The sequence below is a fragment of the Rhodanobacter terrae genome, assembly GCF_042657005.1.
Taxonomy (GTDB): domain Bacteria; phylum Pseudomonadota; class Gammaproteobacteria; order Xanthomonadales; family Rhodanobacteraceae; genus Rhodanobacter; species Rhodanobacter terrae.
The window spans coordinates 13,125-27,857 of the sequence record NZ_JBHSNG010000020.1; the positions used below are offsets into that span (position 1 = coordinate 13,125).

Annotated in this window: 12 protein-coding genes; 8 read left to right on the forward strand and 4 right to left on the reverse strand. The window is 65.9% G+C overall.

The window, feature by feature from the left end; all coding sequences use genetic code 11:
* Positions 1–64: 64 nt before the first annotated feature.
* Both ACFPPB_RS15625 and ACFPPB_RS15630 read right to left on the reverse strand, forming a co-directional pair.
* Entirely contained in the window at positions 65–2,512 is a 2,448-nt protein-coding gene (locus tag ACFPPB_RS15625; RefSeq protein ID WP_377328741.1) for an acyl-CoA dehydrogenase, read from the reverse strand.
* A gap of 12 nt (positions 2,513–2,524) precedes the next feature.
* A complete protein-coding gene (locus tag ACFPPB_RS15630) occupies positions 2,525–3,424 on the reverse strand; it encodes an alpha/beta fold hydrolase (protein WP_377328743.1) in 900 nt (299 codons plus the stop codon).
* A 139-nt stretch (positions 3,425–3,563) separates the two neighbouring features.
* On the opposite strand from ACFPPB_RS15630, the gene ACFPPB_RS15635 reads away from it, so the two are divergent.
* The 5 genes from ACFPPB_RS15635 (at position 3,564) to ACFPPB_RS15655 (ending at position 8,128) form a co-directional block, all read left to right on the forward strand.
* Entirely contained in the window at positions 3,564–4,142 is a 579-nt protein-coding gene (locus ACFPPB_RS15635; RefSeq protein ID WP_377328745.1) for a TetR/AcrR family transcriptional regulator, read from the forward strand.
* Positions 4,143–4,266: 124 nt separating this feature from the next.
* On the forward strand, positions 4,267–6,051 hold the full coding sequence (locus ACFPPB_RS15640) for a phosphoenolpyruvate carboxykinase (GTP) (RefSeq protein WP_377328747.1): 1,785 nt from the start codon (positions 4,267–4,269) through the stop codon (positions 6,049–6,051).
* Between the two features lie 156 nt (positions 6,052–6,207).
* Positions 6,208–6,753, forward strand: a complete 546-nt coding sequence (locus ACFPPB_RS15645) for an RNA polymerase sigma factor (protein WP_377328749.1) — start codon at positions 6,208–6,210, stop codon at positions 6,751–6,753.
* A complete protein-coding gene (locus tag ACFPPB_RS15650; protein ID WP_377328750.1) occupies positions 6,750–7,205 on the forward strand; it encodes a hypothetical protein in 456 nt (151 codons plus the stop codon). The genes ACFPPB_RS15645 and ACFPPB_RS15650 overlap by 4 nt, the downstream gene beginning before the upstream one ends.
* A gap of 17 nt (positions 7,206–7,222) precedes the next feature.
* Positions 7,223–8,128, forward strand: coding sequence for a DUF4097 family beta strand repeat-containing protein (locus tag ACFPPB_RS15655; protein ID WP_377328752.1), 906 nt, complete (start codon positions 7,223–7,225; stop codon positions 8,126–8,128).
* Between the two features lie 74 nt (positions 8,129–8,202).
* Here the strand turns inward: ACFPPB_RS15655 and ACFPPB_RS15660 are convergent, their stop codons facing one another.
* Positions 8,203–9,114, reverse strand: coding sequence for a hypothetical protein (locus ACFPPB_RS15660; RefSeq protein WP_377328754.1), 912 nt, complete (start codon positions 9,112–9,114; stop codon positions 8,203–8,205).
* A gap of 247 nt (positions 9,115–9,361) precedes the next feature.
* Between ACFPPB_RS15660 and ACFPPB_RS15665 the strand changes: the two genes are divergently transcribed.
* Positions 9,362–12,262 (forward strand): bifunctional diguanylate cyclase/phosphodiesterase, encoded by a 2,901-nt coding sequence (locus ACFPPB_RS15665; protein ID WP_377328756.1) that lies wholly within the window; start codon positions 9,362–9,364, stop codon positions 12,260–12,262.
* A 48-nt stretch (positions 12,263–12,310) separates the two neighbouring features.
* On the opposite strand, the gene hslO is transcribed toward ACFPPB_RS15665, so the two are convergent.
* Positions 12,311–13,210 carry an Hsp33 family molecular chaperone HslO gene (gene hslO / locus ACFPPB_RS15670; RefSeq protein WP_377328758.1) on the reverse strand — a complete coding sequence of 300 codons (900 nt, stop codon included), beginning with the start codon at positions 13,208–13,210 and terminating at the stop codon, positions 12,311–12,313.
* Between the two features lie 98 nt (positions 13,211–13,308).
* Here hslO and mtgA point away from each other — a divergent pair, with 98 nt between their 5' ends.
* Together mtgA and ACFPPB_RS15680 are read left to right on the forward strand one after the other, a co-directional pair.
* The gene (gene mtgA / locus ACFPPB_RS15675) at positions 13,309–14,049 is read left to right on the forward strand and encodes a monofunctional biosynthetic peptidoglycan transglycosylase (protein ID WP_377328760.1); all 741 of its coding nucleotides are present in this window, start codon (positions 13,309–13,311) and stop codon (positions 14,047–14,049) included.
* Positions 14,050–14,145: 96 nt separating this feature from the next.
* Positions 14,146–14,574 (forward strand): CBS domain-containing protein, encoded by a 429-nt coding sequence (locus ACFPPB_RS15680; RefSeq protein WP_377328762.1) that lies wholly within the window; start codon positions 14,146–14,148, stop codon positions 14,572–14,574.
* Positions 14,575–14,733 lie beyond the last annotated feature (159 nt).

The following is a 14,733-nucleotide window of genomic DNA, read 5'->3' on the forward strand; positions in this document are numbered from 1 at the left end:
CCCATGGCTGATGGCGTGTGAAATCCATCAGGCACGGACCGGGACGTGCAAGCTTGCCGGCGTTCTACTTGTCCGCGCGTGTCTTGAACGCGCGCAGCTCGTCCGGCTCGAAGTCGTCCACCGAGATGAACTCGAAGACGCCTTCACGCACGCGTTTGAGCAGTGCGGCCTCGCTGGCATTCAGCACGCCGGCCTGCTCCGCTTCGGCCAGCTGATCCATGTAGTCGTGCGACTTGAACTGACCGCTTTTCTGCGCCTTGCCGAACTTGCGGTCGACCGGTTCGGCCACGATCACGTCCGGCAGCAAGGCATTCATGCGGCCCACCGTGTTGTTCGCCGTGGGAGTCAGGTAGACCCATTCGAGCAGGCGATCGCGTGCTTCGCTGGGCGCGGTGATCAGCGCGGCGACGCGGCGGCCGAGACGATCCGAAGGCGGCACTTCGCGGCGGCCGAACGGAAACACCAGCGCGCGCAACAGCCACGACACCGGCTTCACCGGAAAATTGCGGATCGCGCCGTCCAGCGCCATCTGCATGTTCCACACGCACTGGTGGAACGCCCAAGCCAGCAGCGGGCGATCCGCTTCCGGCCGGCCGGTGTCTTCGTAACGCTTCAACATGGCGCTGGCGATGTACAGATAGCTCAGCACGTCGCCCAGGCGCGCGGACAGCTTCTCCTTGAACTTCAGCTTGCCGCCGAGCACACCCATGAACACGTCCGAGCACAGCGCCAGCGCGGCGGAGTAGCGATCGAGCTTGCGGTAGTAGCGGCGGGTATACGCATCGCCGGCACTCTCGCCCAGGCGCGAACCGGTCAGGCCCAGCACCAGGCTGCGCACCGCGTTGGACACGCCGAAACCGAGATGGCCGAACAGCAGGCGATCGAACGTCTTCAGCTGCTCGCCGCGATCGGCGATCGACAACGCCTGCATTTCCTTCAGCACGTATGGATGGCAGCGGATCGCGCCCTGGCCGAAGATCATCAGGCTGCGCGTCATGATGTTGGCGCCTTCCACGGTGATCGCGATCGGCACGCCTTGCCATCCCCGGCCGGCGTAGTTGTTCGGACCGAGCTGCACGCCCTTGCCGCCGAGCACATCCATGGCGTCGCCGGCCACCTGGCGGCCCCATTCGGTGGCGTGGTATTTCGCGATGGCCGAGGGCACCGCCGGCTTCTCGCCGCGATCGACCGCGGCGGCGGTGGCGCGCGACAGCGCTGCCGTCGCGTAGGTCAGGCCGCCGATGCGCGCCAGCGCCTCCTCGACGCCTTCGAAGCGGGCGATCGCCAGGCCGAACTGCTTGCGCATGCGCGCATACGCGCCGACCGACGCCACCGCTCCGCGCAGCGCGCCGGTGGCGTTGGACGGCAGCGAAATCGCGCGGCCCACCGACAGGCATTCGACCAGCATGCGCCAGCCGTGGCCGGCCATGTGCGGACCACCGATCAGGGTGGACAGCGGCACGAACATGTCCTTGCCGTGGACCGGGCCGTTCTGGAACGGCACGTTCAACGGGAAATGACGGCGACCGATCTGCAGACCCGGCGTGGCGCGCGGCAGCAATGCCAGCGTGATGCCCAGATCGTCCTTGTCGCCGAGCAGATGGTCCGGGTCGTACATGCGAAATGCCAGTCCGACCACGGTGGCGATCGGCGCCAGCGTGATGTAGCGCTTGTCGAACGTGAGCTTGATGCCCAGCGTGTCGACGCCATCGACCGTCTGCTTGCAGACGATGCCGAAGTCGGGAATCGAGGTGGCGTCGGAACCGGCATACGGACCGGTCAGCGCGAAGCACGGGATCTCGTCGCCCACCGCCAGTCGCGGCAGGTAGTAGTTCTTCTGTTCATCGCTGCCGTAATGCAGCAGCAGCTCGGCCGGCCCCAGCGAGTTCGGCACGGCGACGGTGGAGGCCACCGTCGCCGACATCGTGGCCAGCTTCTGCAGCACCGCCGAATGCGCCAGCGCGGAGAACTGCAGGCCGCCGTACTGCTTCGGGATGATCATGCCGAAGAAGCGGTTCTTCTTGATGAACTCCCACACGTTCGGCGGCAGGTCGGCCAGCTCGTGGGTGATCTGCCAGTCGTCGATCATGCCGCACAGCTCTTCCACCGGGCCGTCGAGGAACGCCTGTTCTTCCACATTCAGTTCGGGCTTCGGTTGCTTGAGCAGCTCATGCCAGTCCGGCTTGCCGGAGAACAGCTCGCCCTCGAAACCGACGGTGCCCGCTTCCAGCGCGGTCTGCTCGGTATCGGACAGTTTCGGGGTGACGCTGGCGAACAGTTTCAGCAGCGGCGCGCTGATCTGCCGCCGGCGGAAATCCACCAGCAGCAGCGGCACCGCGATGGCCAGTTCGATGATCAGCAAGAGGATCGTCGTCCACGGCGCATGCGCGATCAGACCGACCACCAGCGTGGTGCCGGTCGTGGCGATCGCCCAGGTGCGCAGGCTGCTGCGGTGGTAGGCACAGGCGCCGGTGGCAATCAGCGCCGCCAGCAAAGTCAGTATCACGGGCATCTCAGCACCTCATCACGGTTGGACAGCGCCGGCGTGCCGCCGGTCGACAGATGGAGCAGGACTCTGCACGAAGCGGACGACTTCGCGGGTGAACGCATCATTCGCGTCGCCCGCCACCATATGCGTGGCGTGCGACAGTTCCACATGCCGGGCATGCGGCACCAGTTGCAGGAACTCATCGACCGTGGCGCGCGAAACCACGTCGCTGCGCGCACCGGACAGAAGCAGGACGGGTACGTCGATCTTCGCGGCGGCGGCCTGCAGGCGCGGCTGATAGCGCTCGCTCTCCTGCACCACGCCGCCGGCCAGCAGCGCCGGATCCCAATGCCAGCGCAGCCGGCCATCGGCGCCTTCGCGCAGCAGCGGGCGCAGCTGTTGCTCGCTCTTGCGCTCGCGCCGCTGCGGCAGGTACGCGGCGATCTGCTCGGCCGCCTCGTCGTAATCCGCGAAGCCATCCGGATGCGCCTGCATGAAGGCAAGAATGCGTTCCACCCCGACGGTTTCCCAGCGCGGCGTGATGTCGACCAGCACCAGCGCACGGAACGGCGCCGGCCGCACTTCGCCGGCAAGCACGATTCCGAGCAGGCCGCCCATCGACGCGCCGACCAGGATCGGCGGCTGCGGCTGCGCCGCGGCCATCCGCAGCAAGTCATCGGCGAACTGGTCCATATGGTAATCACCGCTGACCACGCGATCGCTTTCACCATGCCCGCGGGTATCGAACGTCACGCAGCGGCAACCGGTCTCGGCCAGCGCCGCAGCAGCACCGCTCCAGGCGCCGCGGGTCTGGCCGAAGCCGTGCGCAAACAGCAGCGTCGGATCGCCGGCCGGATGGCGCGTCTCCACCGCCAGGCTCAGGTCGGCGACGGGAAAACGGCTGATGGCAGGAAGGGCTGGGATATCGAAAACCATACGGAAGAGTATGGATTGCCCCGGCGAGCGCCGTCAACCGCTCCATCGACAAGCCCCAAGCGGGCTGCATATAGCCAGCACAATCAGCCGGATGGGTCGTACCCATTACAAATACACGGGGTATGGCTACCATACGCACATGAATGTCAGCAGCAAGCCAGAACGCACCCGCCTGTCGGCCGAGGATTGGGAACTCGCCGCCCTGCACCTGATCGCCGAACAAGGCGTCGGTGCCCTGGCCGTGGAGGCCCTGGCCCGCCAGCTGGGCGTGACCAAAGGCAGCTTCTACTGGCATTTCCGTACCCGCGAAGCCTTGCTGAATGCGGCGCTGGAACGCTGGGAGCAGTACGGCGAACGTGAGGTGCTCGGCCAGATCGAGCAGATCACCGATCCGCGCAAACGCCTGCCCGAATTGTTCCGTCGCGTCGCGCACGAACTGCAGCCGCATCGCGTGTACGCCGCGCTGCTGAAGGCGCTGGATCATCCGCAGGTGGTGCCGGTGATGGCGCGCGTGTCGCAGCGGCGAATGGAATTCCTGACCACCGCATATCGCGAAGCCGGTTTGCCGGCGCAACAGGCGTTGAATCGGGCGCGGCTGACCTATGCCGCCTATGTCGGCTTCCTGCAGCTGAATTTCACCTTGGGCCTGCCGCGTATCAACCACGAGGAATTCGACGCCTATGTGGAACACATGATCGCGACGCTTATTCCGGCCTGATCTACAACGGGAATATCCCCGGACGGCGCCAACTGGTGCCGTTTTTGTTGCAAGAAGCCTTGCAATACCAGTGCTCGCAAACTACCGTTCCAGTTCAATTTTTCTGAAGACCTTGAGGGACACGATGGCCAGCAGCCTGGAAGCGCTCCAGCATTGGGTAAACAACGTGGCGGCGCTGACGCGTCCGGCCCGGATTCACTGGTGCGACGGTTCGGATGCCGAATACCAGACGCTGGTGCAGCAGATGCTGCAGACCGGCACCTTGATCGAATTGAACCAGCAGACTCATCCGGGCTGCTATCTGCACCGCTCCCATCCTTCCGACGTGGCCCGCGTCGAACACCTGACCTTCGTCTGCCACCCCGACGAGCAGGATGCCGGCCCGAACAACCACTGGATGGACCCGGCCGAGGCGCACGCGAAGATCGATGCGCTGTTCGATGGCTGCATGGAAGGCCGCACGATGTACGTGATCCCCTATTGCATGGGGCCGATCGATTCGCCGCTGGCGCGCTGCGGCGTGGAGATCACCGACAGCCCATACGTCGTCGCCAACATGAAGATCATGACCCGCATGGGCGCTGCGGCGCAGGCACGGATCGAGCACGAGGGTTCGTTCGTGAAAGGCCTGCATTCGGCCGGCGAACTCGATCCGGAGCGCCGCTGGATCATGCACTTCCCGGCCGAGCTGTCGATCAAGTCCTACGGTTCCGGCTACGGCGGCAACGCGTTGCTGGGCAAGAAATGCCATGCGTTGCGCATCGCCAGCAACCAGGCTCGCCAGGAAGGCTGGCTGGCCGAACACATGTTGATCGTCGGCATAGAAAACCCGCGTGGCGAGACATATTACGTCGCCGCCGCGTTCCCGTCCGCCTGCGGCAAGACCAACCTGTCGATGCTGATTCCGCCGGCAAGCTACCTCCAGGATGGCTGGAAGGTGTGGACGGTGGGCGACGATATCTGCTGGATGCGCCCCGGCGCCGACGGCCGGCTGTACGCGATCAATCCGGAAGCCGGCTTCTTCGGCGTGGCACCGGGTACCAGCGACGCCACCAACCCGAACGCGCTGAGAAGCATCTCGCACGACACCATCTTCACCAACGTCGCCCTCACCGCCGACAACCAGCCGTGGTGGGAAGGCCTGCCCGGCACACCGGTCACCGACTGGCAGGGTCGCCCGTATGACGCAGCCAATGGCCCGGCAGCCCATCCGAACTCGCGCTTCACGGTCAGCGCGAAGCAATGCCCGACCTGGTCGGACATGGCTGAGGAAGCCCAAGGCGTGCCGATCAGCGCCATCGTGTTCGGTGGCCGACGGCCGTCGCTGCTGCCGCTGGTGATGGAGGCGCGCGACTGGACCCACGGCGTGCTGATGGGTGCCGCGATGGGTTCGGAAACCACCGCCGCCGCCACGGGCGCGGTCGGTGTGCTGCGCCGCGACTCGATGGCGATGAAGCCGTTCTGCGGCTACCACTACGGCGACTACTTCGCGCACTGGCTGTCGCTGGACCGGCCGGGCGCGAAGCTGCCGAAGGTGTTCCACGTCAACTGGTTCCGCAAGGGCAAGGACGGCAAGTTCCTGTGGCCGGGCTTCGGCGACAACCTGCGCGTGCTGGAGTGGATGATCGATCGCGTCCAGGAGCGCGTCGACGGCGCCGAAACCCCGATCGGCATCCTGCCGGCCGATGGCGAACTCAGGCTGGATGGCCTCGAACTCCATCCCGCTCAGCTCGATGAGCTGCTCGACGTGGACAATGCCGGCTGGCAGACCGAGCTGGCCGCGATCGGGGACTATCTGCAGACCTTCACCCCGCGCCTGCCGGAACGGTTGCTGCGGGAACAACAGCGTGTGACCAGAGCGCTGGACGAGGCCGACGCCCAGCCGCGCCGCGAGGCAAACGCGCATTGAACAGTCGGCATTGAACCATCGCACCTGGGCGGGTCATCGTGCCCGCCCAGACGCATCCATGGCGCCCGACACGGCGGCAGCGGTTCAAACCCTTTCGCATGACGGCGCATCCAAGCTGGCAAGATGATCGCTGCCTGCCCTGCCATTGGAAGTTCCATGTCGCCTGCCTCAGCGGGAGCCAACGACACCGATGACGTGCGCGCCGCAGCGGCCGGCGATCGCCGCGCATTCCAGCGGCTGTATCAGCTGCATGTGGGCCGGGTGCACGGTGCGGTGTACCGGCTCGCCGGCTACGACCGCGCCCGCGCCGAAGATCTGACCCAGGACGCGTTCATCCGCGCCTGGCAGAAACTGCCCGGTTTCCGCCACGAGAGCGCGTTCGGCACCTGGCTGTACCGGCTTGCCGTGAACGTGGCGCTGATGGACATCCGTGCCCGCGGCGCCGACCCGGTCAGCATGCTGGACGACGACCATTTGCCGGACACCGGCGAGACTCCGTTCTGCGCCGCCGAACGCGAAGAACTGGAGCGCGCGATCGGCCTGTTGCCGCCACGTGCCCGGGCCGTGCTGGTGCTGCACGACATCGAAGGCTGGCGCCACGAAGAGATCGGCGGCGAACTGGGCATGGCGATCGGCACATCGAAAGCGCAACTGCATCGCGCCCGCGGCCTGCTGCGCAAGGTATTGGGAGAAAGCTCATGAACGAATTCGAATGGCTTCGCCAACTGCGTGACCTGCGCCAGCCGCTCACGCCGCGACGCGATCTGTGGGCCTCGCTCGATGCGGCGCTGGACAAAGTGGAACGCCTGGACGCACCCGCGGTCCAGGCGTTACCGGCGCCTCCGCCGAGGCCGCGGCAGCGCCGGCTGGTCGCCGCCAGCCTGGCTGCGTCGGTGCTGCTGGCGGCCGGCATCGGCTGGCACGAGATGCACACGCCAACGGACACGCAGATCGCCCGCGCCGGCCGGGTTTCGGCAAGCTGGAAACCTGCCGACCCGCGGCTGGCCGGCGCCGCGATCGAACTGGATGCCGCTCGCATGGAACTGCAGCTGGCGATCCGGCAGGCACCTCATTCGCCGGCGCTGCAGCGTCTGCTCGACCGTACCGAACTGCAACAGACGCAATTGCGCCAACTGGCCGAACAGGCCGGCTGATACCCACAGGACCGATCATGAAAATCACCCGCCGTCTTCCGCTGCTGCTGTGCCTGTGCATCGGTCAGGCTCTCGCCGACACGCCGATCCAGCTGCGCCATGACGCCAGTCCGACCGCTCATGTCAGCATCAGCAACATCGCCGGCTCGGTGAATGTGATCGCCTGGGACCGCAATGAAGTGCAGGTCAGTGGCCAGCTCGGCAACGGCGCCAAGCCGCTGGCCATCACCGGCAGCAATACCGACATGGCGATCAAGGTCGAGCCGCAGGGCGGCTCCGCTGGCTGGTTCAACTGGAAAGGCGACAACAACATGGCGCCGACCACGCTGGAACTGCATGTGCCCAGGGCCGCCTCGCTGGACATTGGCGTGGTCAGCGCGCCGCTGGTCATCGACGGCATGGATGGAGGCAACATCGAGGTCAATGCAGTCAGCGGCAAGGCGCGCATCAACGCGCGCGCCCGATCGCTGAAAGTCGACAGCGTCAGCGGCGGCATCGAGCTGGCCGGACACGCCGAGCAGGCCGACCTGCAGACAGTCAGCGGCGAAATCCTGGCCCCATCGCTCGGCAGCAACGCGAAGCTGCAGACCATTTCCGGCCGCATCCAGGCTGCCGGCGGGCCGTGGCAGAAATTGACGCTGAGTACGGTTTCCGGTGACGTGCAGCTGACTGGCGGACTGGCCGCCGACGGCACGCTGGGCATCGACAGCATGAGCGGCGACGTGCAGCTGCAATTGCCGGCGGGCACCTCCGGCAACCTGCACGCCAGCAGTTTCAGCGGCGACCTGCGCAGCGATTTCGGCACCCCGAAGGAACCCGAACACGGGCCTGGCAGCTCACTCGATGTTCGCCTCGGCGACGGCCGCGGCAAGATCAACGTCGAGACCTTCAGCGGCGACCTGCGCGTCAAAAAGCAGGGGTGAGTGGAGAGGAGTGAGAAATGAGAGAGGAGCTGCGGCTTGCGCGCATTTCTCACTCCTCTCCACTCACCCCTGCTTCAAAGATCCTGGTGGTATTGCACGTAAGGCGTGCGGGACTGATCCGGTTCCGGGCCTACCGGCGTATTGGCCGGGGAGCCGGAGGTCCACAGGTTCTGCGCTCCGACGCTCAACGCACCGCGCCACGGCAAACGCCAGGTCACGCCGAGATCGATGCTGTTCCAGCGCCTGTCCGCATTGAGACTGCCGGGGATACCGGCTTCCGGCTGCATGGTGCGACCGGTCAGGACACCGCTCAGCGGGCCGTGATCGACGCCGAAACTCAGCGCCTTCTGATCCAGCGCGTTGACGCCGAGCAGGTTGCCCGGCAACAGGCGAATGCGACCGACACTGGCACCCAGATCGATGCCGCTCTTGCTGCCCAGCGCGAGTCGGCCACGCGCGTTCAGCTGGGAGCTGCTGTCGAAACCCGACAAGCCGTCGACACCCGGCGCAGCGCCCGGAAGCACGCGCGGCAATACGGCGACGTGGTTCGATGTACTGACGGTGCCGACACTCACGTCGAGGCTGTAGCGGCCGGTGTCGTAAGTGGCGCCCACTTCGCTGCCGAGCACCCGCAAGTTCTGGTTCGCCCACGAATGTTCGCTGACTTCGGCATGCGCCTGCAGCCGCGGTCCCAGACCGTATTGCAGGCCGGTCGTCGTCACGCTGGCCGCATCGACCGGATGCAGCGCCAGCAGTGCATTTTTGCGCAATGCATCGGCGCCCGTGCTCTGATCCGTCCTGAGCGTCAGCAGACGACCATCGGCACCGCTCCACAGCGGCACCGCCGCACCAAGCTCGGTCTGGTCCGTCTGACCCGACGGCTGCGCCAGCAAACGCTGGGCGGTGGCGTCATCGCGGCCCGCAGTCTGCCCGGCCGCGGTGAGCGGCAGCAGGGAGATCAGCAGCAGGACGGGCAGGCTTCGCATGAGCGTTGGTACCGATGACTCTATTCAGTGCAGGAACACCTGGGCGCCAGTATACCCGATTTACGTTTTACTAACACCCTGAAAACCCCCACCCAATCACAGAACCGCATGGGTTTGTGTCAAGCTTTGACCGGTCGGGATACCCTGCAGTTCCCGCCGTCGGAGCGCTGGCGACCGGGCTGACTTACACGTTATAAAGGCGCTTGACGCCGAACCGCCAGATCGTTCCGGAGCCGACCCCCGTCCAATGAGCGCCAAGCCGACGATCCGTTCATCCCCACCGCTTCCGGCGGCAAGGGATATTGCGGCCCTGCGCGGTGCGCTCGAAAGATTGTTCGAAGCTCCCGATGCCGCCAGCGTGATGGACATCTGCGAACTGATGCTGGCCAATTTCGACATTCAGGGTCGGCTGCGCTGGCGCCGGATGGATGAACAAGCCGCCCATCCGGCCGGACAGCTCGATCTGGCCGAAGATCCCCAGGGTCCGCGCACGCTGACGCTCGAACGGGCCGAACTGCCGCTGACCGAAGTCGTACGCGACCGGCTGGACTGGCTGGGCAGACTGGCCGGCACCCGACTGCGCCAGCTGGCCGAAACCAGCCGACTGTACGAGGCGATTTCCCGCCTTGCCCTGGCCGAGCGGTTGCAGCGCGCGTTGTATGCGATCGCCGAACAGGCCAGCGCCGAGCACGACATGTCCGAGATGATGCGCTCGCTGCATGCCATCGTCAGCAGTCTGATGTACGCGGAAAATTTCTACATCGTGCTGTACGACGCAGCCACCGATACCGTCCGCTTCCCGTACTACGTCGACATCGCCGACGCCGATCCGCCATCCCCGGACCAGACCGTACCGTTGCACGACATGCTGCACAGCCTGACCTGGAACCTGCTGCAGGAAGGCCGCCCGCTGATGGGGTCGATCGAGGAGTTGCGGCAGCAATTCGGCGACCGCTTCGTCCTGGTCGGACCCAGCTGCGAGCACTGGCTGGGCGTTCCGATGTTGCGCGACGGCCGCGTGGTCGGCGGCATCGTGATGCAGAGCTACCGCGAGGATACTCATTACTCGCGGCATGATCTGGAGCTGCTGAGCTACGTGGCCCAGCATGTGCAGACCACACTGGAGCGACGCGAGGCGCATATCGAACTGGGCCGCCGGGTGGCCGACCGTACCGCGGCGTTGCGCGAAGCCAACCGTGTGCTGCGCCAGCAAGTGCTGCAACGGCAACGCGGCGAACGCCTGCAGGCGGCGTTGTTCCGCATCGCCGAGCTGGCGAATACCTCGGAGAGCGTGGAAAAATTCTACGCAGCCATGCATCAGGTGATCGGCGGCCTGTTGTATGCACGCAATTTCTACATCGCGCTGGTCGACGAAGAGAACGGCTACCTGACCTTTCCCTATTCGGCGGACGATGTCGACAGCGTGCGGCCCCCGCGCACACACGGTCGTGGCGTGACCGAATATGTGCTGCGCCACGCCAAACCCTTGCTGGCCGACATGAAGGCCGTCGACCACCTCATCGAAACCGGCGAAATCAGCCACTTCGGCTCGCGCTCGGTGTGCTGGCTCGGCGTGCCGCTGATCTGGGGGGGCAAGGCCATGGGCGTGCTGGCGCTGCAAAGCTATTCGCCCGAACACACCTACAACGAGCGCGACCAGGAGCTGCTGACCTTCGTCAGCTACCACATCGCCAACGCACTGCAGCGCAAGCAGGCGGCGTCATCGCTCAAGCACGCCTACGCCGGGCTGGAACGCCGCGTCACCGAGCGCACCCGGGCGCTGGCGCTGGCCAACCGCGACCTGCGCGAACAGATCGCGGAACGCGAACGGGTCGAGCGCCGGCTGAAATACGAAACGTTGCACGACTCGCTGACCGGCCTGCCCAACCGCACCTTGCTGCTGCAACGGCTGGAACAGGCGATGCAGCGCTACATCGCCAATCCCAACGAACAGTTCGCGGTGCTCTTCATCGACCTGGACCGCTTCAAGGTGATCAACGACTCGGTCGGCCACCTGGTCGGCGACGACTTGCTGTTCCAGGTCGGTGGCCGCATCCGCGCCTGCCTGAAGACCCGCGACGTGGTCGCTCGCCTGGGTGGCGACGAATTCGCCGTGCTGCTGGAAGGCATCGTCGAAACCGGCAAGGCGTCGCTGATCGCCGAGCGCATCATCAGCGAACTGCAGACCCCGTTCCGGCTCGGCACCAAGGAAATCTTCACGTCCGCCTCGATCGGCATCGCGTTGGCCAGCCCGCATTACCGTCAGCCGGAAGAGCTGCTGCGCGACGCCGATGCCGCGATGTACAACGCAAAGGATGGCGGCCGCCATCGCGCGGCGATGTTCGACGACCGCCTGCGCCGCGAAGCGCTGTCGCTGCTGGACATGGAGAGCGACCTGCGCCATGCGCTGAGCCGCAACGAGTTCGAACCGTTCTACCAGCCGATCGTCGAACTCGCCGACGGCCGCGTTACCGGCTACGAGGCGCTGCTGCGCTGGCATCATCCCGAGCGCGGCCTGCTGCCGCCGCATGATTTCCTGCTGATCGCCGAAGAGTGCGGCTGCGCCGAGGCGATCGACTGGCAGATCTTCGAACAGGTCTGCACCCAGGCCGTGCGGCTGATCGGCGACGAGGGTTTCATCAGCATCAACGTCTCGGGCCGGCATTTCCGCTCCGCCGACCTCGATCAGCGGCTGCTCGCCCTGTTCGAGCAATACGCCGTGCCCACGCGCTGCATCCGCATCGAGGTCACCGAGCACGCGCTGCTGGAGAATCCGACCCAGGTCAAGCAGATGCTGCAGAACCTGCGCAGCCACGGCGTCGGCATCGCGCTCGACGATTTCGGCACCGGCTACTCCTCGCTGAGCTACCTGCACCAGTACCCGTTCGAGACGTTGAAGATCGATCGATCCTTCATTACCGAACTACCTCTGGACGATACGGAAACCCAGGGCCTGGCGCTGGTGCGCGCGATCCAGGTGCTGGCCGACTCGCTGCAGATGAAGGTGATCGCCGAAGGCATCGAGGAAGAGTCCCAGCGGCAGGCCTTGCTGCGGGTCGGCTGCCGCTACGGCCAGGGTTTCCTGTTCGCCACGCCGCAGCCCGCGTCCACCTGGCTGAACGCGGACAACCCGCTGCTGCTGGCCTGACCCCGGAAAAACCGGCGGTCCGCTGCGCCACGATGCATGGTGCAGGATTCATTGCGGCGTCTCCGGCGCAGCGGGCGCCGCACTGGCGCTGAGCAGATGCTCGGCGTCGATGCGGTCGTAGTAATAGCGCTGCGCGCAGAACTCGCAGATCACCTCGATCTCGTCGCCACGCGCCACCAGCGCCGCCTCGACCTCATCGCGGCCCAGCGAACGCAGCATCGCCGTCACGCGCTCGCGGCTGCAGTTGCAGCCGAACGCGAGAGCGCGCGGCTCGAACAGGCGCACCGACTCTTCGTGGTAAAGGCGGTACAGCAACTGCTCCGGCGCGGTGCTCAGCAACTCGTCGGCGTTCAGCGTGGCGGTCAGGTGCAGGATGCGGTTCCACGCATCGTCGTCCAGCGCGGCATCGCGCCCGCCCTCGTCCGGCATCTTCTGCAGCATCAGGCCCACGGCGTACCCATCGTCGGCGGCCAGCAGGATGCGCGCCGGCAATTGCTCGGACTTGACGAAGTAGTTCTCCAGCGAGCCGGCGAGCCCGGCGTGCTGCAGGTCGATCAGCCCCTGGTAGCGCTGGTCGCGCTCCACGTTGCCGATGGTGATCGCCATGACCGCGTCGGGCAGCGCATCCAGCGCCAGCGGTTCGGACAACGACCCGTTCCAGCGTGCCAGCCCGCGCAGGCGGCCCTGGTCGTTGCATTCGGCAAACAGCAGACGCAGAGCGCCGGAGCTCTTCAGTTCGATCGACAGCGCGCCGTCCAGCTTGATGTTGCCGGTCAGCAATGCGCTGGCGGCCAGCGACTCGCCGAGCAGCGCATGCAGCGCCGGCGGATAGTCGGCGCGGCCGGCCACTTCGCGCCACGCCGGCCCGAGCCGTACCAGGGCGCCGCGCACGCCGGCGCGTTCCAGCAGAAAGCGATGCAGTACATCGTCGACAGGCAGGGTTTCCACAATTAAGCGTTCCGGATAGGTCAAGCGCGTCAAGATGGGGGCGCGGCGGCGGCGGGACAACGCCCCTTATACTGCCCGATCCTTCCGCACGTACCGTCATGCTCGCCGAATTTCGCCGACCTCTGCCGATCCGTCTGCTGCGCTCGCTGGCCATCCTGTTGCTGGCGTGGCTGGCATCGAGCTGGCTGATCGTGCTGCTGCTGCGCTTCGTGCCGCCATGGACGTCGGCGGTAATGCTGGAGCGCCAGCTCGGCGCATGGATCCACGGCGAGAAGGATTTCCGGCTGCGCCAGCACTGGGTACCGTGGAAACAGGTATCGCCCTGGGTGCCGCTGGCGATGGTGGCCGGCGAGGACCAGAAGTTTCCGTTCCACCACGGCTTCGACTTCGATTCGATCGATCGGGCGATCGACGCCGCCGACCGGGGCCGGCGCCTGCGCGGCGCCAGCACGATCAGCCAGCAGACCGCCAAGAACCTGTTCCTGTGGAATGGCCGCAGCTTCGCGCGCAAGGGACTGGAAGCCTATTTCACCGTCTTGATCGAGCTGACCTGGCCGAAACAGCGCATCCTCGAGGTGTACGTGAACATTGCCCAGCTGGGCAACGGCATCTATGGCGTCGGCGCGGCGAGCGAGGCGTACTTCCATGTCCCGCCGGCACAGCTGGGGCCAGTGCAGGCAGCGCGCCTGGCCGCCGTGCTGCCGAACCCGATCCGCCTGCACGCGGATCGGCCCAGTGCTTACGTGCAGGAGCGCGCCAACTGGATCGAGCAACAGATGAACCACCTCGGCGGCCCCGCCTATATCGAAGGCCGCGCTGCGCCGCGATCGGGGCACTGAGTCAGGGCCAGGACTTCACAACTTCCCTACACGTGGGACCGACACCGGCGTTAGACTCGCCACAAACGACCCGTCCGGGTCGGCGGGAGGCCAGGCATGATTCAGGTCAAGCATCTGCTGGAACGCAAGGGCAGTACGGTCTTCAGCATCGCACCGGATGCGCCGGTGCTCGATGCGATCAAGCACATGGCCGAGCACCGCGTGGGTGCGCTGCTGGTGATGCGCGGCGACCAGCTGGTCGGCGTGATGTCCGAACGCGACTACGCGCGCAAGGTGATCCTGCAAGGCCGCTCCTCGTCGCAAACGGCCGTGTCCGACATCATGAGCAGCGAGCCGCTGACCGTCGGTCCGGATACCGACGTATTCGACTGCATGCGCCTGTGTACCGACAGCCGCATCCGGCATCTGCCGGTGGTGGAAGGCAAGCGGGTCGTCGGCGTGATCTCGATCGGCGACCTGGTCAAGGCGGTGATCGACGAGCAGGCGGAAGAAATCGAGCATCTGCAGCGCTACATCACCAGCTAAGGCAGCACCAGCTAAGGCAGCACCAGCTAAGGATGCTCTGAATAAGCCCGGACGCAAAGTCTGGGAGCCTTTTATCCCGACGGCTTGCGGTGGCAGGCGCTGCGCATCGGCTGCGGCTCAACTTTGTGGGAGCGACTTCAGTCGCGACGGTGTGGCAGC